Below are 21752 nucleotides of genomic sequence, written 5' to 3' on the forward strand. Positions count from 1 at the left end.
CCTCAAATAGGAACGAGCCGGAGACGGGGCGATTGGACGTCATAAATCCCAGCCGCGAGGACGCGCCCATGCCAGCCAACAAACTCGCCGTCGTGACCGGAGCCTCGACCGGAATCGGTCTGGAACTCGCGAGGTGCTGCGCCGAGGACGGTTTCGATCTCGTCATTGCCGCGAACGAACCCGCGATCGAGGCCGCGGCCGTCGAATTACACAAGCTCGGCGGCAGCGTGGTGGCGGTACAGGCGGATCTCGCGACCACTGAGGGTGTCGACGAGCTCTGTGCGGCCGTGGGCGATCGTCCCATCGACGCGCTGCTTGCCAATGCCGGGGTCGGCCTCGGTAATGCCTTCCTCGGCCAGGATTTCGGCCGGATCAGGCGCGTGGTCGACACCAACATCACGGGAACGCTTTACCTGATCCATCGGGCCGGCAACGAGATGCTGCGGCGGAATGCAGGGCGCATTCTGATCACCGGCTCGATCGCCGGCTTCACGCCGGGAAGTTTCCAGGCCGTCTACAACGGCACAAAGGCGTTTCTCGATTCCTTCTCGTTCGCGCTGCGCGAGGAACTGCGCGATAGCGGTGTGACCGTCACCTGCTTGATGCCGGGTGCGACAGAGACCGAATTCTTCCGGCGCGCCGACATGATGGACACCAAGGTTGGAACCAGCAAGAAGGACGACGCACATGAGGTGGCGAAGGCCGGATTCGACGCGATGCTGCGGGGCGGTTCGGACATCGTGACGGGAGTGAAGAACAAGCTCCAGACGACGGTGGCGAACGTCACGCCGAACGAGGTGCTGGCCAAGCAGCATCGCAAGATGGCCGAGCCGGGCACTGCGAAATCCCGGTGAATCGCCGGGTTGTCGAGTGACTACCGTTCGACTCGCTGGTCCGGCTGTCTCCGTTTGCTGCGTGCGGGTTCGTCGCAACCCTTGCGACGGCTGTAGAACATCAGTGCTGTCAGACCGCAGCCGATCACAAGCATCCGTCAGGAGGTCGAGGCGCTGCTCGAAGGTAGATGTTGGCGCGGAGACAAGCGGTCAGAGGACCGGCGTTGGCGGCGGGAGGCCGGCGAAATGCGCGGCCAGATTGTCTCGCATCAACTGGCCCATGGCCTTGCGGGTCTCGGTCGTGCCGGAGGCGTGGTGAGGCTGCAGCAGCACGTTCGGGAGCTCGAGAAATCGCGGGTCCAGTCGCGGCTCGCCCTCGAAGACGTCGAGCGCCGCTGCGCCGAGCTTGCCGCCGGTCAGTGCCGCGATCAGCGCGTCCTCGTCGATGTTGGAGGCACGCGAGACGTTGACGAGAAGCCCGTCCGGACCGAGCGCTTGGAGAACATTGCGTCCCACGATGTGCCGGGTCGCTGCCGAGGCCGCGAGGGTGACGAACAGAACGTCGGATCGCTCTGCGAGCGCAACGGGATCCGCGATGAAGGTCCAGTCCTTGCCATGAGGCTTCGCCTCGACATCGGAATAAGCGATGTGCATGTCGAAACCGGCCAGCCGGCGTGCGACCTCAAACCCGATCCGGCCGAGGCCGAGCACGCCTGCGCGTTTGCCCCAGGCTCGAGTCTTCAAGGGATAGAGCCCCTTGGCGGCCCATGATCCGTCGCGCACCCAGCGCTCGGCGCCGTTCACGCCGCGCCATTGCGCGAGCATCATCGCGATAGCAAGATCCGCCACGTCCTTCGTCAGCACGTCTGGCGTGTTGGTCACATGGATGCCGCGCTTCCGGCAGCTGTCCAGATGCACCGCGTCGAAACCGACGCCGTAGATCGAAATGATCTCCAGGTTCGGGCAGGCCGCGATGAGTTCGGCATTCGCACCGAGCTCGCCGCGCGTGGCAATGGCGCGAACGCGTGAACCGACCTCGGCGAGGAGGGCCGGCCGGTCGCTCGCCTCGAAATAGCGGTGCACGGTGTAAGCTGCATCGAGCGGGATCTGATCCCACTCCGGGTAGGGGCCCATCTGAAGAATTTCAGGCTTCGACATGCGGGTGAGCGCTCCTCTTGGGCACGAACTTGACATTGTATGTTATCGATAACATAGTCCGGCGGAACATGGATGTCGAGACGCAAGAGGAGGAGGCAGGGTGGCGATCAACTTGTTCGATCTGAAGGGGCTCCGCGCTCTCATTACGGGATCGTCCCAGGGCATTGGCCTTGCGCTCGCGCGCGGTTTGTCCGAGGCCGGCGCGGAAGTGGTGCTCAACGGCCGGGATGAAGCCAAGCTCGCCGTGGCCGCCAGCTCCGTTGCGGGCGCGCGAACGCTCGCTTTCGATGTCACCGACCACGGTGCGGCGCGAGTGGCCGTCGATCGCTTCGAGACGGACATCGGGCGCATTGACATTCTCGTCAACAATGCGGGCATGCAGCACCGCGCGCCACTCGAGGAGTTCCCTGAAGACGCATTTCAGCGCCTGCTGCAAACCAACATCGCGTCGGTCTTCAACGTCGGTCAGGCCTGTGCGCGCCACATGATCGGACGTCGTGCAGGCAAGATCATCAACATCGCTTCAGTGCAGACCGCACTCGCGCGCCCGTCGATCGCGCCCTATACGGCCACGAAGGGAGCGGTCGGAAACCTGACCAAGGGCATGGCGACGGACTGGGCGCAACACGGCCTTCAGGTCAACGCCATCGCGCCCGGATATTTCGACACGCCGCTCAATGCCGCACTGGTCGCGGACCCCGCATTCTCGGCCTGGCTCGAAAAGCGCACGCCGGCAGGGCGCTGGGGCAAGGTCGAGGAACTCGTCGGCGCCTGCATCTTTCTCGCCTCGCCAGCGTCCTCGTTCGTCAACGGACACGTGCTCTATGTCGACGGCGGCATTACGGCTTCGCTCTGAGGCTTACCGTCGAAGCATCCACTAGGTCACCGCGGAGATGTCGTGATGCCCCGTCCAGTCGCATTGATCGGCGCCGGCGCCATGGGCGGCGCGATTGGCGCTCGCCTTGCCGAGACCGGGACCCGCGTCCTGGTGTTCGATCTCGATCCTGCCAAGGTCGCTGGTCTCGTTGAAAAAGGCGCAATCGCAGCCGCGTCTGCCGCGAGCGCTGCGGCCGAAGCCGACGCGGTGGTCCTCAGCCTCAACTCGCCGAGAATCGTGCGAGCGGCGGTGTTTGGACCGGCGGGCGTCGCGGAGGGCGCGCGGAAAGGCACGCTGATCATCGACATGTCCTCGATCGATCCGCAATCGACGCGCGAGCTGGCGAAAGACGCTGAAACAGCCGGCCTGCGCTGGGTCGACAGCCCGCTGTCGGGCGGCGCGCCGAAGGCCGCGGTCGGTCAGCTGACCTGCATGGCCGGCGGAGAGGCAGCGGATGTCGCGGAGGCACGAGTGGTGCTCGCCGAGGTCGCCTCGAATTTCACGCATATGGGCCCGAGCGGTGCAGGACAGACCACCAAACTCATCAACCAGGTCCTGTGCGCTCTCAACTTCGTCGCGGTTGCCGAGGCGACCGCACTGGCGGAGGCCTCCGGCGTCGATGCGGCCAAGATCCCGCGCGCGTTGCGCGGCGGCCGGGCGGACAGCGCCATCCTGCAGGAATACATGCCGCGCTTCGCCGCGCGCGACTACCGACCGACGGGACGCATCGACAACATGGTCAAGGATCTGAACGGTGCGCAGGATCTGGCGCGCCAGACCGGGATCGCGATGCCGATGACCGTCGTCTGCGCCGAGATCCATCGCCTTCTGACCGCAATCGGCTGTGGTGCGATGGACCAGGCTGCGCTGATGGAATTCTGGGCGGCGCGAACGCCGCCAGCGTGAGAATTCAGGAAAGCCCGTGCGCGTTGACGTAGATCGCATAGAGCGAAGTCTGCGCGGTGATGTAGAGCCTGTTCCGCTTCGGCCCGCCGAAGGTCAAATTGGAGACGATTTCAGGCACCGGAATGCGGCCAATCAGCGTGCCGTCCGGCGCGTAGACCGCAACTGCATCCGCCGTCGACGTCCAGATGTTGCCGTTCCGATCGACGCGGAATCCATCGTAGAACCCGGCCGGAGACGTCGCGAAGATGCGGCCTTCGCCAACCGCAAGCCCGCTCGATGCCACGTCGTAGGCGCGAATGACGGCTGGCAGGCCAGGCACGTGCGTCGCACCGGTTTCGGCCACATAGAGCAGCCGCTCGTCGGGCGAGAAGGCGAGACCGTTCGGCTTCACCATGTCGGTCACGACAGCGGACAACGCGCCGCTTGCCGGATCGAAGCGATAGACGCTGCTGGCGCCGATCTCGGTCGGTCCGGCATGCCCCTCATACTCGCTGTCGATGCCGTAGGTCGGGTCGGAGAACCAGATCGTTCCATCCGACTTGACGACGACATCGTTCGGGGAATTGAAGCGCTTTCCTTGAAAGCGCTCGACCACTCCGATCCATTGACCATCTGCTTCGAGCCGCGAGATCCGACGGCCACCGTGCTCGCAGGCGATCACGCGACCGAGCGCGTCGCGCGTATGGCCGTTGTGATAGCCGCAGGGGCTTTCGAACACCGAGACCGAGCCGTCGGTCTCGTCGAAGCGCAGCACGCGATCATTGGGAATGTCGGACCACAGCAGCGATTTGGCGGCCGGCACGTAGACCGGGCCCTCGGCCCAGCGGCTGCCGGTCCAGAGCTTGTCGAGCTTGGCGTGCCCGATGATCAACCCTGGGAAGCGCGGGTCGAGAATGTCGTAGGTGCTCACCGTGTCAGATCTCCGCGACTAATCCGTCGGTAGCGCAAAGTCGTCGGCCTTGAAGACCGTGTGGAAGATCGAGCCATCGAACATCTCGGTCAGCCCCTTGGTCACTTCGCGGCTCTCGAAGCGAACCGGCGAAGCAAGCGCCTCCTCGATGGCCTCGCGCGAGGGATAGCGGATCGCGAGCACCATCTCGTAACGCTGGGCATCGCTGTCGCTCTCCTCCTGCCGCAGCACGCGAACCTCCTCGGCACCGGGAAAGCGCGTCCACAGCGGCACGAGCTTCTCGCGAACATAGGCGGTGAATTCGGCTTCGCGTCCGGGCTTGACGCTGCCACTGAAGAAAGCACAACGGATATACATCGGCATTCGCTCGTCTGTCTGATAGTGGAAGGAAAATCGGCGGTCAGCTTGCGACCGACCGCCGAGGGAGCACGGTCATCGTGCTCGGGGAGCGGAGAGGAGGCTTACTGGAGGCCCCAGGCCTTCTTGTAGGCGTCGCGGTAGCCATTGCCCGGATCGAACGTGTTGGTCGGGCCGCCGTCGAATTCGATGTTGGCCTTGGTCACGACGTGCAGCGGCGAGACGTAGCCCGACCACTTCTCTCCGGCGATGGCGCGGTTCAACTCGTCGACGAGCTGCCAGCCCTGAAGATTGAGCGGCTCGGCCACGGTGACGGCCTGGTAGGCGCCGGAGCGGATGCGCTGATAGGCGCTTTCCGAGCCGTCGCCGGCGGCGACGTTGACGGGAGCGCCGGTGCCCTTGATGCCGGCCGCGGAGAGCGAGGGCGCCATGAAGTCATAATAGAGGTCGTTGATCGCCAGCGAATGCGTCCAGGCCGCACCATGCTTTTGCAGCAGCGAGGTGGTGAGCTGCGGCATGCGTGTCGAGGTCTCGGCGATCGGCGTATCGACCCATTCGAGGACCTTGCCCCCGAGTGCCTCGATGACCTCTTTCATCTTCTTGGCCTTGGCGATCGCGATCTCGTAGGTCGAGTCGGTGAAGATGATCACGCCCGGCTTGCCACCCGCGTCGACGAAGGCCCAGTTGGCCGCGGCGGTAGAGACCGCCATCGGATCGGTCGTCACATTGGCGAACACGCCGGCTTCGGGCACCGGACCGATAACGGGAGCGGCGTGCCAGGACACCATCGGGATCTTGGCGGCCTTGGCTGCTTCCATGCCGGGCTTCTGCTCGACCGCGTCGAAGCCGCAGATGACGAGGCCGTCGGGCTTGAGCGTCATGGCCTGGCCGAAGGCGGCGGTGCGGCCGGAGACCGAGCCGGCGCCGTCAAGCGTGCGCACGGTCCAGCCGGCGGCCTTGGCAGCCTCCTCGATGCCCTTGGTGACGCCGAGCACGCCGCCGTTCTTCATGTCGGACGCGAGCACGACGATGGTCTTGCCCTTCGCGATTTTCGGAGCGGTGGTCGGACCATCCCACTTGTCGACCCTGGAAGCATATTTGTCGACGAAGGACTTGGCGTCCGCGAGCGAGTCGGCGTGGGCAGACGCGAGACCGAACGCGAGCCCGGCGACGACGGCGCCGGTTCGGATGATCGAATGCAACATAGAGCGTTCTCCTTGGTGTGATGCCGTTTCTGTGTTTCGCCGGCCCTGCGCCGGACTTTCCGTTGTGACCGGCTCGTCGCAGGTCACGAACTTCATCAATGTTTCAGGGCTTTCGATCAGGTGCGCCGGCCGGGACCTTCGCAACGGCGCCGCGCTTTCGCTGCGCGTAGCCCGCCATGCCGATCGCGGCGAGCAGCGTCAGCCCATTGAAGAGCGGCTCGACCCAGAAGGAGCCGCCGAACTGCTGGATGCCGGCGATGCCGACCGCGAGCACGGCCACTCCGATGATGGTGCCCCAGACGTTGACGCGCCCGGGCTTGATCGTGGTCGAGCCGAGAAAGGCGCCAACCAGCGCGGGGAGCAGATATTCGAGGCCGACGCTGGCCTGACCGATGCGTAGCTTCGAAGCAAGCAGGACGCCGGTGACCGCGGTGAGGATGCCGGAGGCCATGAAGGCGCCGACCGTGAAGCGCTGCACCGGAATGCCGTTGAGTGCGGCCGTCTTCGGGTTGGCGCCGATGGCATAGATGTAGCGGCCGATCGGCAGATATTCGAGCATCAGCCACATCGCGACAGCGAGGACGAGCACATAGAAGCCGGTGATCGGCAGGCCGAAAACCATCGTGCCGTTGAGGGCGAGGAAGCCGTCCGGCAGCATCGCGACGACCTGCCGACCGCCGGTGTGCCAAAGCGCCAGCGCATAGAGCACCGTGCCGGTGCCGAGCGTGGCGATGAAGCTGTCGATGCGCGCGACCTCGACCAGCAGACCATTGAGGAGGCCGGTGAAGGCGCCGAGGCAGATCACGACGAGGACTGCGATGGGCCAGGGCAGGCCGAAAGCGGTTTGCAGGCTGATCACCAGGATGTGCCAGAGCACGATGCCATAGCCGACCGTGAGGTCGATCTTGCCGGCGGCCATGGGGATCATCGCCGCGAGCGAGAGCATGGCGATGATCGATTTGTCGGAGACGATCGAACGCAGATTGAGAAGCGTCGGAAACGTGTTGGGCAACAGGATCGAGAACAGGGCGATCAGCGCCACCGTGATGATCGGCAGGCCATAGACCGGCAAGAGGCGCGTGATTTTATGCGAAAATGACGCGCCGGCGAGATCGGCGCGCGTCGGCTCCAGTGCATTCGACTCGATCGAATTCATTCCCATGCGTTCCTCCCGGCGGGCGCCTTGCGTCGGCGTCGTGCGAATTGTCCGTTACGCGGCCTCGGAGGCCGAGGCGGCGGTGATCAGGGCTTCCGTCGTCAGAGCATCGGCGGCGATTTCGGTAATGATCCGGCCGCGGTTGAAGACGAGCGCGCGATGGCAGATATGCGCGACTTCCTCGAAGTCGGTGGAGACAACGACCACGGCGAGCCCTTCGGCGATGGCACGGGCGATGAGCCGATAGATCTCGGCTTTGGCGCCGACGTCGACGCCGGCGGTCGGATCTTCGGCCACCAGCAGCTTGCGTCCGGTCGCAAGCCAGCGGCCGACGACGACTTTCTGCTGGTTGCCGCCCGAGAGTCCTTCGATGGCGAGATGCGGATCATTGGGCCGCAAGCCCACCAAGGCGCCGAGCTTGACGGCCTCTTCCGCCTCGCGTCCTGGCGCGAGCACGTCGAGCAGGCCGCGCCCGGAGGCGCCTGGGTTGAGGAAGACATTTTCGCGGATTGACAAGGATGCTGCGATCGACTCCTCCGTTCGGTCGCGGGCAACCAGCCCAATGCCACCGGCCATTGCGGCCACGGGGCTGGATAGATCCGGCGCCGCGCCGTCGATGAGGATCTCGCCGCGATGCGCCACGGCGCCGAATAGCGCGCGGCCGACTTCCTCCTGGCCTGCGCCCCGCAACCCCACGAGCCCCAGGAGTTCGCCCTCGCGCACATCGAAATCGACCGGTCCGGCCTTCGGCGTGATCAATCCCCGCACCGTCACGCGCGTCTTGCCGGAATGGGAGGTGGCTTTCTCGAACATGTCGAGCAGGGGCCTGCCGACGATCAGGCGCACCAGATCCTCGGGCGAGGTCTCGCTGATCGCCTTCTCGCCGACGAGCAGGCCATCCCGCAAGACGACGACGCGATCAGCGATGCGGAAGATCTCGTCAAGCCGGTGCGACACATAGATCATGCCAACGCCCTGTGCGCGCAGGCGCCTCAGCGCCGCAAACAGGCGCTCGACCTCGTCGGCCGGCAAACTCGCCGTCGGCTCGTCGAGCACCAGGAAATCGCAATTGACGACGAGCGCGCGGGCGATGGCGACCAGCGACTTCTCGGTGCGCGACAGGCTCGATACGCGCGTGGTCGGATCGATATCGCAGCCCACCAGCGCGAGCGCCTTGGTCGCGCGTGCCTCGGCGCCGCGCCAGTCGATCAGGCCGAACGGCCGGGTTCGAGGAAAGCCCTGGGCGAGGCCAACATTCTCCGCGATCGTCATCCATTCGATGAGACCGAGATCCTGATGGATGAAGGCGACCGGCTGGTGCCCGGCGCGGCCGCCCGCGGCATGGTGATAGGGCTCGCCTGCGATCGTCACCGCTCCGGCATCCGGGCGATGGATGCCGCCGAGCACCTTGATGAGGGTCGATTTGCCCGCGCCGTTTTCGCCGAGCAAGGCGACGATTTCGCCTCGACCGACGTCAAAGCTCACACCCTTGAGTGCACGCGTGCCGCCGAACGACTTGACGATTCCATCGAAGCGCAGCGCAGCCGATGCCATCCCCGGTTCTCCTCCCGAAATCACCAGCCGATCGCGACCGGTTGGAGGGTGCCCAACCGATGACCAGGCGCTTGGCATCGCCATCCAGCAATGGCGTCATGTTTGTTATCGATAACATGCACCCGGCGGGGCGCCGCTGTCAAGCCGAGCTCAGGTGCTTTCGCGCTCGATCATTTGGAACGGCACGATCAATGTCTCCGGCCCGGGGCGCCTGTTTTCCCGAACGCCATCAATGGCGCGAAGCATGATGCGGCCGGCCTCCTGACCGATGTTGCGGCAGTCGACCGCGACGGTCGTGATCCGCGGCCAGGAGCAGCGCGACACCTCGAAGTCGCCGAAGCCTGCCACGGCGATCCGGCCCGGGACCGACCAGCCGCGGCGATGGCACTCCATGATGGCGCCGAACGCAGACAGGTCGGAAACGCAAACGGCAGCATCCACATCCGGCCATTGCTCGATCAGATGGACAATGGCCTCGCCGCCCTGTTCCATCGAAATCGGGGGATTGCCGAACGAGATGGTGCGTCCAACGGGCAGGCCGAGCTCCTCGACGGCGCGCCTGTAGCCCAGACGGCGATCGGCGCCGCGCGTGTCGCGGCGGCTTGCTCCGCCGATGAAGGCGATGTTGCGATATCCCTTCTGGTAAAGCCGATGCACGAGCGCACGCGAGGCCTCGGCGTTGGAGAAGCCGACGACGTGGTCGATAGGCTCAGCCGGCAGGTCCCAAGTCTCGACCACGGGAATGCCGGCGGATTGCAGCATGCGGCGCGCCTTCGGCGTGTGTCTTCCGTCCGTGACGATGATGCCGTCGGGTCGGCGCGTCAGCATCGCACGCACGAGGTGCTCTTCCTTCTCCATGTCGTAGTCGGTGTAGCCAAGCAGCATCTGGAGCCCCTGGCCTTCAATTGCTTCGGTGATGCCGCGTGCGGTATCGGAGAAGTTGGAGTTGTTGATGGAGGGGATCAGCGCCGCCACGAATCCGGTTCGCTTCGACGACAACGCGCCTGCAGACAGGTCGAGCACATAGCCGAGCTCTTCGACGGCGGCGAGGATCCGGCTTCGCGTCTCCTCCGAGACGGCGCCGTCGCTCCTCAACGCGCGCGAGACGGTCATCGCGGACACGCCCGCCCGCGCTGCAACCTCAGCCATAGTCGTCGACCGCTTTGGGCTCTTTCCGGTCTTCGCCCGAGTTTGTTTCATCTCATGCGATCTCTTCCTGGGCGCGCGTTGCGGGATCGAAGCTGGTACCGCCGCAGCACGCGTTAAAAGGATACATTGCTTACGATATCGATAACAATCCGCGCTGCAACGGTTTTGACCGGCTGCGTCCGCCGTGTGAGTGGTTCGATACGAACTGCATGCCCCGGCGAGGTCAGCGGGCGGACCACGGCAGGGGCCTGAGCGCGTTTGCGAAGTTTTTAGTCCCTTCGGCGCGCGCCTAAGCGGCTCCTGTGGCTCAGGAGCTGACCAGCAAGCTTGATGAAATTGTGGACCACCATCGATGTCTCGTCTTCTCTGAACACCAGGAACACGTCGGCTGCAGGCGGAGAGGGCCTGATCGGGCGAAACGCGATGTCGGCTGTGGTGAAGCGCGCGATCGACTGCGGCACGAGCGCGACGCCGAAGCCTGCTGCGATCAGGCTAGGGATCGACTGCGCGTCGACGACTTGCTGGGACACTTTTGGCAGGAAGCCGGCATCGACGCAGCAGGTCTGCACGTAGCGAGCGAAGTCAGAGCTGTTCGGGTCGAGGATGACGTGATCCTCAGACGCCAGTTCGCCAAGCGCGACGCGCTTGCGTTTCGCCAAATGGTGAGTACGGGGCAGGGCGAGAACGACCTCTTCCCGCCATGCCAGCTTGCTGGTCAGGTCGCGCTCGCTGGGGTTGCCGCGCATGAGCGAGATGTTGGTGGTTCGGTTGAGCAGCGCGGCGATCTGGAGCGCCGGCGCCTGCTCGTGCACGGTCATCCGGACCAGGGGCGCCACCTCGCGGTAGGCCGCCAGCAGCTCCGCGAGGCGGCCGCGCAGGATGGAGCCGGTTGCGCCGAGATCCAGCGTTCCGATCAGGCCGGCGCCGATCGAGCGCACCTCGTCCTCCGCGGATTTGACTTGTTGCAGGATCGCCCGCCCGCGCAGCAGCATTGCTTCGCCCGCCTGCGTCAGCTCCACCTTGCGGCTCGTCCTGTAGAGCAGGGAGGTGCCGAGCTCGGCCTCGAGCGCCTGGATATGCTGGCTGAGCGGCGGCTGCGACAGGTTCAGCCGCCTTGCGGCGAGGGTGAAGCTGCGCTCTTCGGCCACGGCAATGAAGTATCTGAGCTGGCGAAGATCCATAGCGAAAACCTATCAATCGTGTCGTTCTATATATTGGACTTGATGTCGCACCTGGTCAACGAATGAGCGATGGAGCCATTCCGGCCCGCGAACGGCGGGCGGCTCCGTGCGCAGCGGCGTCACGCCGCTGCCAATGACAAGAATGGCAGAGGCCTAGAGCCTGCCAAGCCAGACAGACACGAGCCCCCGCGAGCGAGGAAAGCCATGCCCAGGATATTCAAGTCACTCTTCTTCCAGGTCGTCGTCGCACTCGCACTCGGCATTGCGCTCGGCATGGCCTATCCGGATACGGCCTTGCAGATGAAGCCGCTCGGCGACGGGTTCATCAAGCTGATCAAGATGCTGGTCCCCGTCATCGTGTTCTGTGTCGTGGTGCAGGGCATTTCAGCGGCCGGAGACCTCTCGAAGGTCGGCAGGGTCGGCGTCCGCGCGCTGCTCTATTTCGAGATCGTCACCACCGTCGCCTTGGTGTTCGGCCTTGCGCTGGCCTATTATTTCCAGCCCGGCGCCGGAATGAACATCAACCCCGCGACGCTGGACGCCAGGGCGCTCAGCGGCTTCAGCCAGACCGCGGCGCAGGTCGCCGGCGGCGGCGTCTCCGAATTCCTGATGAAGCTGATCCCCTCGACGATCGTCGGCGCGTTCAGCTCGGGTGACGTCCTGCAAGTCCTGATCGTCTCGATCATGTTCGGCTGCGCCGTGTCGTTGTGCGGCGAGCGGGCAAGGCCGGTGGTCGATTTCGTCGAGCGCGTCAACGAGATCATCTTCAAAATGATGAACTTCGTCGTCCGGCTCGCGCCGATCGGCGTGTTCGGTGCGATCGCCTTTACCGTCGGCAAGTACGGCATCGGTTCGCTCAAGCAGCTCGGCGGGCTCGTCGGGCTGTTCTATCTCGCCGTCTTCCTCTTCGTGGTGATCGTGCTCGGCTCGATCATGCGGCTGTCAGGCTTCAGCCTGTTCAAGCTGCTCGCCTATCTGCGCGAGGAGCTGATGATCGTGCTCGGCACGGCCGCGGGCGACAGCGTGCTGCCGCAGACCATGCGCAAGCTCGAGCTGCTGGGCATCAAGCGATCGACCGTCGGCCTCGTCATTCCCACTGGGTACTCGTTCAACCTCGACGCGTTCTCGATCTACCTGACCCTCGCGGCAGTCTTCATTGCGCAGGCAACCAACACGCCGCTGGCCCTGGGGGACCTTCTGGCGATCCTCGGCGTCGCGCTGCTGACCTCCAAGGGCGCCCATGGTGTTCCCGGCTCGGCCATCGTCGTCCTCGCCGCGACGCTGTCAGCCATCCCGGCCATTCCGGCGATTGGCCTCGTGCTGATCTTGTCGGTGGACTGGTTTATCGGTATCGCTCGTGCGCTCGGCAATTATATCGGAAACTGCGTTGCGACGGTCGTTGTCGCCGCATGGGAAGGCGATCTCGATCGCGCGAAGGCGCATCGCGTCCTCAACGGCGAGATCGATGCCCGGGGTGAGGCGATGCGGGCGGAACCTGATGTTGCGGATGCTCCCGTAGCGGGTCTGCAAACGCTGTAAACGTGGAAGCACGCGAGGTTGACGATGGTGACACTTTCGATTGAACCCCTGACGAAGCAGGCGTTCGCGCCGTTCGGCGAGGTCATCGAAACTGCAGGGGTGACCCCGCTGTCGATCAACCAGGGCTTTGCGAGGCGTTTCAACGACCTTGCCAATATCGATGTGACCGTGGAAGGCGGACAGACCAACATCAGCTGGTTTGTCGCCTCGTTGCGTCCTGTGCCGATCGCAATTCGCCTGATGGAGCGTCATCCGCTGGGAAGCCAGCTGTTCATGCCGCTGGGCGGCGTGGACTGGCTGGTCGTCGTTTGCGCGAATCCGCGCGATGTGGCGAGCTATCGGGCGTTCGCGGCGACTGGGGAGCAGGGCGTGAACTATGCCCGCAACTGTTGGCACCACCCGCTGCTGGTTCTCAAGGAGGCATGCCCCTTTCTTGTGGTCGACCGCAAGGGCAAGGGTGATAATCTCGAAGAATATTGGCTGGACGAGACGATGCAGCTCGATCTGATGCCTGAGCACCACGAGGCCTGACGATGACATCGCGAAATTACCACGTCCCGCAGGGCGGTCTTCCGCCGCAGACCGATCTTCTGAGCGGCCGCGCGGTCTTCACGACCGCCTACGCCGTGATTCCCGGCAACGTGCAGCGCGATATCGTCGTCAGTCTCCTGCCGCATTGGGACAACACGCGCGTCTGGGTGCTGGCGCGCCCGCTTTCCGGTTTCTCCGAGACGTTCTCCCACTATCTGATGGACATTGCCCCGAATGGCGGCAGTGAGGTCCCAGAGCCCGAGAAGGGCGCCGAAGGCGTGCTGTTCGTCGTGGGCGGCCAAGTCACGCTCAAGCTGGCAGGCAAGGATAGCGAGCTGAAGGCCGGCGGCTTCGCTTACGTGCCGCCCGGTTGCGAGTGGACTCTGCGCAATCGCGGCCCGGTTCCGGCCCAGCTGCACTGGATCCGCAAGCTGTACCAGCGCGTGCCGGGATTGGCCGCTCCCGAGCCGATCGTGACCGACGAGGACTCAATGACACTGGTGCCGATGCCGGACACCGACGGGCGCTGGGCCACCACGCGCTTCGTCGATCCCGCCGACCTCAGGCATGACATGCATGTCAACGTCGTGACGTTGGAGCCGGGGGGAACGATTCCCTTCATGGAGACACACGTCATGGAGCACGGGCTGTATGTGCTCGAGGGCAAGGCGGTCTACCGTCTCAATCGCGACTGGGTGGAGGTTGAGGCCGGCGACTATATGTGGCTGCGCGCGTTCTGCCCGCAGGCCTGCTACGCCGGCGGTCCCGGCCGGTTCCGTTATCTGCTCTACAAGGATGTCAACAGACACATGAATCTGCGGCAGGGCGCGCCGCTGATCTAGTCGAAGCGCCAGATCAGCAGCCATAGCATGGAGAGCGACAGCGCGATCGGCGATCGCCACCGTTGGCGGCTCGCCCCGTAGCAAGGCGAGGGCCGCCGCGACGTCAGCGGATGCGCATGGACCGTCGGTGCTTGCGGCGGCGATGTGGCCGGAAACCCGCGGCGACCATCGTCGCCCTGCAAGATTCCTATTGTCCCGTGACTCCGGCGCCTCTAGCATCGCGTCAAAACGGGCGTCGGGACGAATTGTGCCGCGAGGACATCATGCGCTGCATTCGTGCATTGCTGCTGGCCGCGGGTGTGCTGGGGTCGCTGGTGCTCGCATCGGTGGTTCCCGGCCATGCGCAGGGGATACCGCAAAACATTCCGAGGAAGGATCTGCTGATCCTGGAAAACCCGGAAGGCACGGTCAAGAACGCCGGCTGGTTCAACATCTGGGTGATCAATGCCAGCTCGCAGAGCAACGGCCTGCAGCAGGCCGCGCTCGATACGCTCTGGTACATCGATCCCGAGAGCGGCCTCGACGGCGTCTGGGACAACTCGCTGGCCGCCGACAAGCCGCAATACAATGCCGACTTCACCGAGATGACGGTCAAGCTGCGCAGCGGCATCTTCTGGAGCGATGGCGTCGAGTTCACGGCCGACGATGTCGTCGCGACGGTAATGACCCAGATCAAGCATCCGGCGATGCGCTTCAGTGCGGTGCTAACGAGCAACGTCGCCTCCGTCGATGCGCCGGATGCGCACACCGTCGTGTTCAAGCTCAAGAAGCCCAATTCACGCTTCCACACCAATTTCACGGTGCGCTGGGGCGCCATATGGATCCTCCCCAAGCATGTTTTTGACAAGGTCGAGGATCCCGTCAAATTCGATTTCAATAAGCCTGTCTCGCTGGGCGCCTACGTGCTGCATAGCTACGATCCTGATGGCAAATGGTACATCTGGCAGCTTCGCGATGACTGGCAGCGCACTACGCTCGCGCGCTTCGGCAAGCCGGGTCCCAAATATCTCGCTTATGTCGACCCCGGCCCGCCCGAAAAGCGGGTGATCGCGCAGCTCAACCACGAGCTTGACGTGATCCACGACATCGCGCCGGAGGGCATGTTTGCCCTCGCCAAGCAGAGCAAGACGACGCGGGCCTGGTTCAAGGGATTCCCCTATGGCCATCCCGATCCCACGCTTCCCGCGGTGATCTTCAACACGCAGAATGAGAACTTTAGAAATCCGGACGTCCGCTGGGCGCTGGCGTTGTTGATCGACATCAAGGCCGTGGCGATGGCAGCCTATCGCGGCGCCGCTACCATATCGGCGATCGGCGTGCCGCCGACCGGAACCCATCCGGCCACCTACCACGCGCCGATGGAAGACTGGCTCGAGAGTTTCGAGATCGATACCGGCAAGCGCAAGATCAAGCCGTATGACCCGACAATCGGCAAGCAGATTGCCGACATGCTGCGGCCGTCCATGGGCGACCAGATTCCGGCCGATCCGGCTGATATCGCCAAGGCCTTCGGCAGGGGCTGGTGGAAGACGGATCCGGTCGCGGCGCAGGAGCTGCTGGAAAAGGCCGGCTTCAGCAAGCGCGGGGCTGCCTGGATCACGCCGGATGGAAAGCCCTTCAGCGTGCGCGTCATGGTGGAGGGCGATTTGCGTCCGGTGATGACGCGGGCCGGGACGATGATCGTGCAGCTGTGGAAGCAGGCGGGCATCGACGCCAAGATCGATGTCGCGCAAGGAACGCTGCCGACACGGCGGGCGGCCGGCGATTTCGACACTTTCATTGGCTGGAGCGTCGAGACCTGGGGCGGCCACCCGGACCTGTCCTACTTCCTCGACAGCTGGCATTCGCAATTCGTCGCCGAGCCGGGCAAGCCGCAGCCGCTGCGCAATTGGCAGCGCTGGTCCAGCCCCGCGCTCGACAAGATCATCGAGGAGATCCGCACGGTCGGCTTCGACGATCCCAAATCGATCGAGCTCGGCAAGGACTATGTCAAGCTCGCGGTGAAGGAGATGCCGACCATCCCGCTGATGGCCTACAACGTGTTCACCGCGATGGATCAGACCTACTGGACGGGTTTTCCGACCGCGGAGAATCCCTACACCAATCCCGTGCCGAACTGGGGCAATTCTCGCTACATGTTCGTCCGGCTGAAGCCGGCCAGCTAGGGCGCGATGATCCCGCTTTGCCCGCAACGACCTTGTCGAGCATCTCGGGTGCTGCCTTGAGCGGGTACGCCGGCTATGTCGGCCGCCGGCTCGCGCAGTTCCTGCTCGTCGTTTTCATCGGCATCAACATCGCCTATCTCGTTACGCATGCCTCGCCGATCGATCCCGTCGAGCAATCGATTTCGGCGGTGACCTCCTTTGGCAACACGGCGCCTGATGCGATCGAACAGATGCGGAATTCCCTCCGCGAGCTCTATGGTCTCGGCGGCACGCCCGTTCAGCAATATCTGACCTTCTGGAAGCGGATCCTGAGCGCCGATTTCGGCCCCTCGCTGTCCGCCTTTCCGACCCCCGTCGGCACCTTGATCGGACGCGCGCTGCCTTGGACGGCGGGCCTCCTCGCAGTCTCGACCCTCGTCGCCTGGGTGCTCGGAAATCTGTTGGGTGGACTTGCGGGCTACTACCGGCAGAGCCGCGGGCTGAAGCTGCTGGGGGTGATCGCCATGGGTCTTCATCCGATCCCCTATTACATCCTGGCCATGCTGCTGCTGATCCTGTTCGGCTTCATCTGGCCGGTGCTCCCGATCAGCGGTGGGGCGACGATGAATTTGCCACAGACCCTGACACCCGAATTCGTGTGGAGCGTGCTGCAACATGCGATCCTGCCGGCGCTCTCGCTGATCCTGATCGGTGTCGGCAGCTGGTTTCTCGGCATGCGTTCGCTGGTCTCCAACGTCCTGGCGGAGGACTACGTCGTCTATGCCGAGCTTGCAGGCGTGAAGTCCTGGCGCATCCTGACATCCTACGTAATGCGCAACGCGCTCGTGCCGCAGGTGACGGGCCTGGCGATGTCGCTGGGCGGAATCTTCAACGGTGCCGTGATCACCGAGAAGGTGTTCGGTTATCCCGGGCTCGGCTCGCTCCTTGTCGATGCCGTCTATGCCGGTGACTACGGTTTGGTCCTCGGCGTCACCACCGTCTCGATCCTCGGCGTATCGGTTGGCGTGCTGGCGATCGATCTTCTGTATCCACTGCTTGATCCCAGGGTGAAGGTCGGCTGATGGCGGTCTTTCTCCGCGACCTCTTGCGCTACAGGGCCGAGTTCCGGATTGGGGTCGCGCTGGTTGCCGTCGTCCTGCTGCTGTCCGTGCTGGCGAGCTTCTCGCCATATCCGCCTGACAGCGTCTATCTGGTACCGCCCGACCTGCCGCCGTCGTTGACTTACTGGTTCGGCACGACATCGCGCGGTCAGGACGTGTTCTGGCAGTTGAGCTTTGCGATCCGGAATACGTTGCTGTTTGGGGGGACGGTGGCCCTGGTCAGCCGCCTTGTTGCGCTCGCCGTCGGGTTGATCAGTGGCTACAAGGGCGGCTGGCTCGATCGCGTCCTGATGTCCGTGAATGACACCTTCATCGTCATCCCGCTGTTGCCGATCCTGGTGCTGTTCTATTTCGTGATGCGTGACCGGATCTCCTGGTTGATGCTGGCGCTGATCATGGCCTGTTTCGGCTGGGCTTACGACGCGCGGCTGATTCGTTCGGTGGTCATGAGCTTGAGGCAGCGCGAATTCACCCAGACCAGCCTGTTCTCCGGAATGAGCACGCGGCAGATCCTGACCGAGGAGCATCTGCCCTATGTCATGCCGATCCTGTTCTCCACGACCATGAACAACATGGTGTGGTCGATCGGACTCGAGGTGACGCTTGCCGTGCTCGGCTTCACCGATGTCAACACGCCGACGATCGGCGGCATGATCTATTGGGCCAATCAGCACACGGCGATGGTCGCGGGCATCTGGTGGTGGATCGCTTTTCCGACCATCACGGTGGTCATGGCATTCATCGGGCTCTTCCTGCTCGCGGTCTCGGTGAACGCGCATATCGATCCGAGAAGCCGCCTCTGGAGCGTTGGAGGGGCCTCGTGATACACGCCTACGCTGAGCAGCCGCACCGGGATCAAGATGCCCAGCCGCTTCTCAGCGTTCGCGACCTGCAAGCCTATTACCAGACCAGCCAAGCCGGCCTCAGGCGCGGCATCCGGGCGGTCGACGGTGTCAGCTTCGCTGTTCGCCGCGGCGAGATCTACGGTCTCGCTGGTGAATCGAGTTCGGGCAAGACGACGCTCGTCAAAAGCATCGCAGGCGCGATCAGGCCTCCGCTCGAGATCGTCGGCGGCAGCATGGAGTTTGCCTTCCTGCCCGGCTACGACGGATTGCATCGCGCGCCGCCGGCGGCGTTGGAGCGCATACGCTGGCGGCACCTGTCCTACATCATGCAGGGTTCAATGAACGTGCTGAATCCGGTGCGTCGGGTCCGATCCTCGTTCGTCGATTTCGCTTACCCGCATATCGGCGGTAGCCGAAGGCGGTTCGAGCAGCAGGTGGTCGCCCATCTGGCCCGGGTCAAACTTGATCCCTCTGTCCTCACCGCCTTTCCACACGAACTCTCAGGCGGGATGCGACAACGCGCCGCGCTGGCCCTTGCGACCATCTGCCGTCCCGGATTTATCATTGCCGACGAGCCGACCACCGCACTCGACGTGGTGGTGCAGAAGGAGGTGCTCGGCATGCTCAGGGGCATTCAGCGCGAGACTGGCTCGTCGGTTCTATTGGTCACGCACGATATGGGGGTGCACGCGCAGTTCACGGACCGACTGGCCATCATGTACGCCGGCCGTCTCGTGGAGGAAGCCGCGACCACCGAGATCTTTGGCAATCCCCTGCATCCCTACACCAAGCATCTCATATCGAGCCTTCCACGCATCGGTGACGACGCGCCGCGCCAGGGTCTTGGCGGCGCGCCGCCAAATCTGGCCGATCCGCCGTCTGGTTGCCGTTTCCACCCGCGGTGTCCGCTTGCAGGCGAGATTTGTCGCCGGGAGACCCCGGTGATGCGTGAAAGCGCCCCCGGGCATCGCGTTGCATGCTTCGCCGTAGACCAGGGCGTACGGGCATGAATGATGTGCTGCTCGACGTCATGGAGGTCAGCAAAACCTTCTTCCGCGGAGGGTTGTTATCGCGGGAGACGATCGTCGCGGTGAACACGGTAAGCTTCCGGCTTGGTGTCGGGCGACCCGAGATCCTGGCGATCATCGGCGAATCCGGCAGCGGCAAGACGACCCTTGCCCGGATGATCCTGAACACGGAAACCCCAACCAGCGGCAGACTGCTGCTGGATGGTGCCGACCTTGCGGCTATCAGCGGCAGTGCCGGCCGGCTGGCATTCATGCACAAGGTGCAGCCGATCTTTCAGAATCCCTTCGAATGCTTCAATCCCCTGAAGCGCGTTGAGCGGTATCTGCTTATGACGCGACGCCGGTTTTCCGGCACGGCAGAGGATAGCACGGCTGCGGCCGTTGATGCGGCGCTGCACAAAGTGGGGCTATCGCTCAAGGAGGTGAGCGATCGATATCCGCACGAGCTATCGGGCGGGCAGCTTCAACGGGTCGCGATTGCCCGTGCGCTGCTCGCCGAGCCAAAATTGATCGTGGCGGACGAGCCGGTCTCCATGATCGACGCCTCCTTGCGGATGTCCATCGTCAATCTGTTCAAGACTCTGAGGGACGACCTCGGGATATCGATCATCTATGTCACGCATGACCTGGCGACCGCCTACTACATCAGCGACCGCATCATGATCATGCAGAAGGGCAGTGTGGTCGAAAGCGGTGATGCGAGAACGGTGCTGAAGGCGCCGCGACATCCCTATACGCAACAATTGCGCGAAGCCGTGCTATTACCTGAGGTGAGCGACTCTACGGCAAACGTCAATCCCGGCATCAACGGTCCCATCGGCCCCGCGGCCCCCGAGAGAACAGCATGAGGAAAGCCAGAGTTCTGATCGACCGTGACTTCGCCATCGGTCACACCGACCCCCGCTTGTTCGGTGCCTTCGTCGAGCATCTCGGCCGATGCGTCTACGGTGGCATCTACGAGCCGGGCCATCCGACCGCAGACGAAAGGGGGTTCCGGAAGGACGTGCTCGCCCTGGTGAAGGAGCTTGGCCCGACGCTCATCCGGTACCCCGGCGGCAATTTCGTCTCGGGCTACAATTGGGAGGACGGCGTTGGTCCGCAGGAGACGAGGCCGGCACGCCTGGACCTTGCCTGGTTCAGCACCGAGCCGAACAGTTTTGGCACCAACGAATTCATGGACTGGTGCCGCGCTGCGGACGTCGCGCCGATGATGGCGGTCAATCTCGGCACCCGCGGGGGCGATGCCGCGCGCAACCTGGTCGAGTACTGCAACCATCCCGGCGGCACGGCATTGTCCGAGCTGCGTCGTACCCACGGCTGGGACAAGCCGCACGGCGTCAAGCTGTGGTGCCTCGGCAACGAGGTCGACGGGCCCTGGCAGATGGAGCACAAGAGCGCCGACGATTACGGAGCGCTCGCGCGCGAGGCCGCCAAGATGATGCGCTGGGTGGACCCAACCATCGAGCTGGCGGCATGCGGGTCCTCCGGGCGTAACATGCCGACCTTCGGCCAGTGGGAGGACACGGTCCTCGAGCACACCTTCGATCACGTCGACTACATTTCACTCCACACCTATCTCAACAATTACAAGCAGGACACGGCCTCGTTTCTCGCCAGCCCCGATCTGATGGACAGCTTCATCGACGAGGTCGTCGCGATAGCGGACGCGGTCGCTGCCAGGCGGCGGTCCAACAAGCGCTTGATGCTGAGCTTCGACGAATGGAACGTCTGGTATCGAACCCGCCGCAATCGCGCCGACCGGGTTAGGGAAGGCTGGCCGGTGGCGCCACCGATCCTCGAGGAAATCTATACGATGGAAGACGCACTCGCCTTCGGCGGCGCCTGCATCTCATTGCTCAATCATGCCGACCGGGTGAAGGTCGCCTGCCTCGCGCAACTCGTCAACGTCATCGCGCCGATCATGACCGAGACGGGCGGAGAGGCGTGGCGCCAGACCACCTTCTTCCCATTTGCGCATTTGAGCCGTTTCGGCCGCGGCAAGGTTCTCCGCACGCAAGCGGAGTCCGAAACATACGATTCATCGTACTACGATCCCCGCGGTACCCAGGAGCAGAGTTTTCCCGTCCCTGATGTGCCGTATCTGAAGATCGCTGCGGTGGCGACCGAAGACGGTGGCCTGTCGCTGTTTCTGCTCAATCGCGATCTGAAGCAGGAGATGGAGGTGAGCGTCGAGGCCAGACGTTTCGGCCGGATGAAGGTGAGCGAGAGAGTTGAACTCCGGCACGATGATCTGAGGGCGACGAATACCAAGCATGCGCCGGACACGATCAAGCCGGCGCCGTTGCAGGATGTGACCTTCGACGGCGGTCGATTGCAGGCGACGCTCGAGCCCGCGTCCTGGAACGTGATTCATCTCTCGGCAAGCTGAGCATAGCGCTTCGTACCGGCGCGGACA

General features: G+C 64.0%; 20 protein-coding genes. 12 read left to right on the top strand and 8 right to left on the bottom strand.

Going from position 1 to position 21752, the window contains the following annotated elements:
- Nucleotides 1-68 precede the first annotated feature (68 nt).
- Nucleotides 69-854, top strand: a complete 786-nt coding sequence (locus ACVIIW_RS23280) for an SDR family NAD(P)-dependent oxidoreductase (protein ID WP_456702866.1) — start codon at nucleotides 69-71, stop codon at nucleotides 852-854.
- Nucleotides 855-1043: 189 nt separating this feature from the next.
- Here ACVIIW_RS23280 and ACVIIW_RS23285 read toward each other — a convergent pair whose 3' ends face one another.
- Nucleotides 1044-1991 carry a 2-hydroxyacid dehydrogenase gene (locus tag ACVIIW_RS23285; protein WP_456702867.1) on the bottom strand — a complete coding sequence of 316 codons (948 nt, stop codon included), beginning with the start codon at nucleotides 1989-1991 and terminating at the stop codon, nucleotides 1044-1046.
- A gap of 100 nt (nucleotides 1992-2091) precedes the next feature.
- On the opposite strand from ACVIIW_RS23285, the gene ACVIIW_RS23290 reads away from it, so the two are divergent.
- A complete protein-coding gene (locus ACVIIW_RS23290; protein WP_456702868.1) occupies nucleotides 2092-2847 on the top strand; it encodes an SDR family oxidoreductase in 756 nt (251 codons plus the stop codon).
- Between the two features lie 45 nt (nucleotides 2848-2892).
- The gene (locus tag ACVIIW_RS23295) at nucleotides 2893-3774 is read left to right on the top strand and encodes an NAD(P)-dependent oxidoreductase (protein WP_456702869.1); all 882 of its coding nucleotides are present in this window, start codon (nucleotides 2893-2895) and stop codon (nucleotides 3772-3774) included.
- Nucleotides 3775-3778: 4 nt separating this feature from the next.
- Here the strand turns inward: ACVIIW_RS23295 and ACVIIW_RS23300 are convergent, their stop codons facing one another.
- From ACVIIW_RS23300 to ACVIIW_RS23330, 7 genes are all read right to left on the bottom strand, one after another.
- Entirely contained in the window at nucleotides 3779-4684 is a 906-nt protein-coding gene (locus tag ACVIIW_RS23300) for an SMP-30/gluconolactonase/LRE family protein (RefSeq protein WP_456702870.1), read from the bottom strand.
- An 18-nt stretch (nucleotides 4685-4702) separates the two neighbouring features.
- Nucleotides 4703-5041, bottom strand: a complete 339-nt coding sequence (locus ACVIIW_RS23305; protein ID WP_456702871.1) for a hypothetical protein — start codon at nucleotides 5039-5041, stop codon at nucleotides 4703-4705.
- 104 nt (nucleotides 5042-5145) lie between these two features.
- Nucleotides 5146-6246, bottom strand: a complete 1101-nt coding sequence (locus ACVIIW_RS23310; protein WP_456702872.1) for an ABC transporter substrate-binding protein — start codon at nucleotides 6244-6246, stop codon at nucleotides 5146-5148.
- Nucleotides 6247-6349: 103 nt separating this feature from the next.
- Nucleotides 6350-7402 carry an ABC transporter permease gene (locus ACVIIW_RS23315; protein WP_456705242.1) on the bottom strand — a complete coding sequence of 351 codons (1053 nt, stop codon included), beginning with the start codon at nucleotides 7400-7402 and terminating at the stop codon, nucleotides 6350-6352.
- 54 nt (nucleotides 7403-7456) lie between these two features.
- Nucleotides 7457-8956 (bottom strand): sugar ABC transporter ATP-binding protein, encoded by a 1500-nt coding sequence (locus ACVIIW_RS23320; protein ID WP_456702873.1) that lies wholly within the window; start codon nucleotides 8954-8956, stop codon nucleotides 7457-7459.
- A 150-nt stretch (nucleotides 8957-9106) separates the two neighbouring features.
- Nucleotides 9107-10156, bottom strand: a complete 1050-nt coding sequence (locus ACVIIW_RS23325) for a LacI family DNA-binding transcriptional regulator (RefSeq protein ID WP_456702874.1) — start codon at nucleotides 10154-10156, stop codon at nucleotides 9107-9109.
- Nucleotides 10157-10374: 218 nt separating this feature from the next.
- Nucleotides 10375-11286, bottom strand: coding sequence for a LysR substrate-binding domain-containing protein (locus tag ACVIIW_RS23330; RefSeq protein WP_456702875.1), 912 nt, complete (start codon nucleotides 11284-11286; stop codon nucleotides 10375-10377).
- Nucleotides 11287-11490: 204 nt separating this feature from the next.
- Between ACVIIW_RS23330 and ACVIIW_RS23335 the strand changes: the two genes are divergently transcribed.
- From ACVIIW_RS23335 to arfA, 9 genes are all read left to right on the top strand, one after another.
- Nucleotides 11491-12825, top strand: coding sequence for a C4-dicarboxylate transporter DctA (locus tag ACVIIW_RS23335; protein ID WP_456702876.1), 1335 nt, complete (start codon nucleotides 11491-11493; stop codon nucleotides 12823-12825).
- A 24-nt stretch (nucleotides 12826-12849) separates the two neighbouring features.
- The gene (locus tag ACVIIW_RS23340) at nucleotides 12850-13356 is read left to right on the top strand and encodes an ureidoglycolate lyase (protein WP_456702877.1); all 507 of its coding nucleotides are present in this window, start codon (nucleotides 12850-12852) and stop codon (nucleotides 13354-13356) included.
- Nucleotides 13357-13358: 2 nt separating this feature from the next.
- On the top strand, nucleotides 13359-14198 hold the full coding sequence (locus ACVIIW_RS23345) for a bifunctional allantoicase/(S)-ureidoglycine aminohydrolase (protein WP_456702878.1): 840 nt from the start codon (nucleotides 13359-13361) through the stop codon (nucleotides 14196-14198).
- Between the two features lie 263 nt (nucleotides 14199-14461).
- Nucleotides 14462-16363 (top strand): ABC transporter substrate-binding protein, encoded by a 1902-nt coding sequence (locus ACVIIW_RS23350; protein WP_456702879.1) that lies wholly within the window; start codon nucleotides 14462-14464, stop codon nucleotides 16361-16363.
- A gap of 56 nt (nucleotides 16364-16419) precedes the next feature.
- Nucleotides 16420-17424 (top strand): ABC transporter permease, encoded by a 1005-nt coding sequence (locus tag ACVIIW_RS23355; RefSeq protein ID WP_456702880.1) that lies wholly within the window; start codon nucleotides 16420-16422, stop codon nucleotides 17422-17424.
- Entirely contained in the window at nucleotides 17424-18287 is an 864-nt protein-coding gene (locus ACVIIW_RS23360) for an ABC transporter permease (protein WP_456702881.1), read from the top strand. The genes ACVIIW_RS23355 and ACVIIW_RS23360 overlap by 1 nt, the downstream gene beginning before the upstream one ends.
- The gene (locus ACVIIW_RS23365; protein ID WP_456705243.1) at nucleotides 18287-19318 is read left to right on the top strand and encodes an ABC transporter ATP-binding protein; all 1032 of its coding nucleotides are present in this window, start codon (nucleotides 18287-18289) and stop codon (nucleotides 19316-19318) included. Before ACVIIW_RS23360 ends, ACVIIW_RS23365 begins: the two co-directional genes overlap by 1 nt.
- Entirely contained in the window at nucleotides 19315-20184 is an 870-nt protein-coding gene (locus ACVIIW_RS23370) for an ABC transporter ATP-binding protein (RefSeq protein WP_456702882.1), read from the top strand. Before ACVIIW_RS23365 ends, ACVIIW_RS23370 begins: the two co-directional genes overlap by 4 nt.
- Nucleotides 20181-21725, top strand: a complete 1545-nt coding sequence (gene arfA / locus ACVIIW_RS23375; RefSeq protein WP_456702883.1) for an arabinosylfuranosidase ArfA — start codon at nucleotides 20181-20183, stop codon at nucleotides 21723-21725. The genes ACVIIW_RS23370 and arfA overlap by 4 nt, the downstream gene beginning before the upstream one ends.
- The last annotated feature ends 27 nt before the right edge of the window (nucleotides 21726-21752 follow it).

This window comes from Bradyrhizobium sp. USDA 4449, from assembly GCF_054056275.1.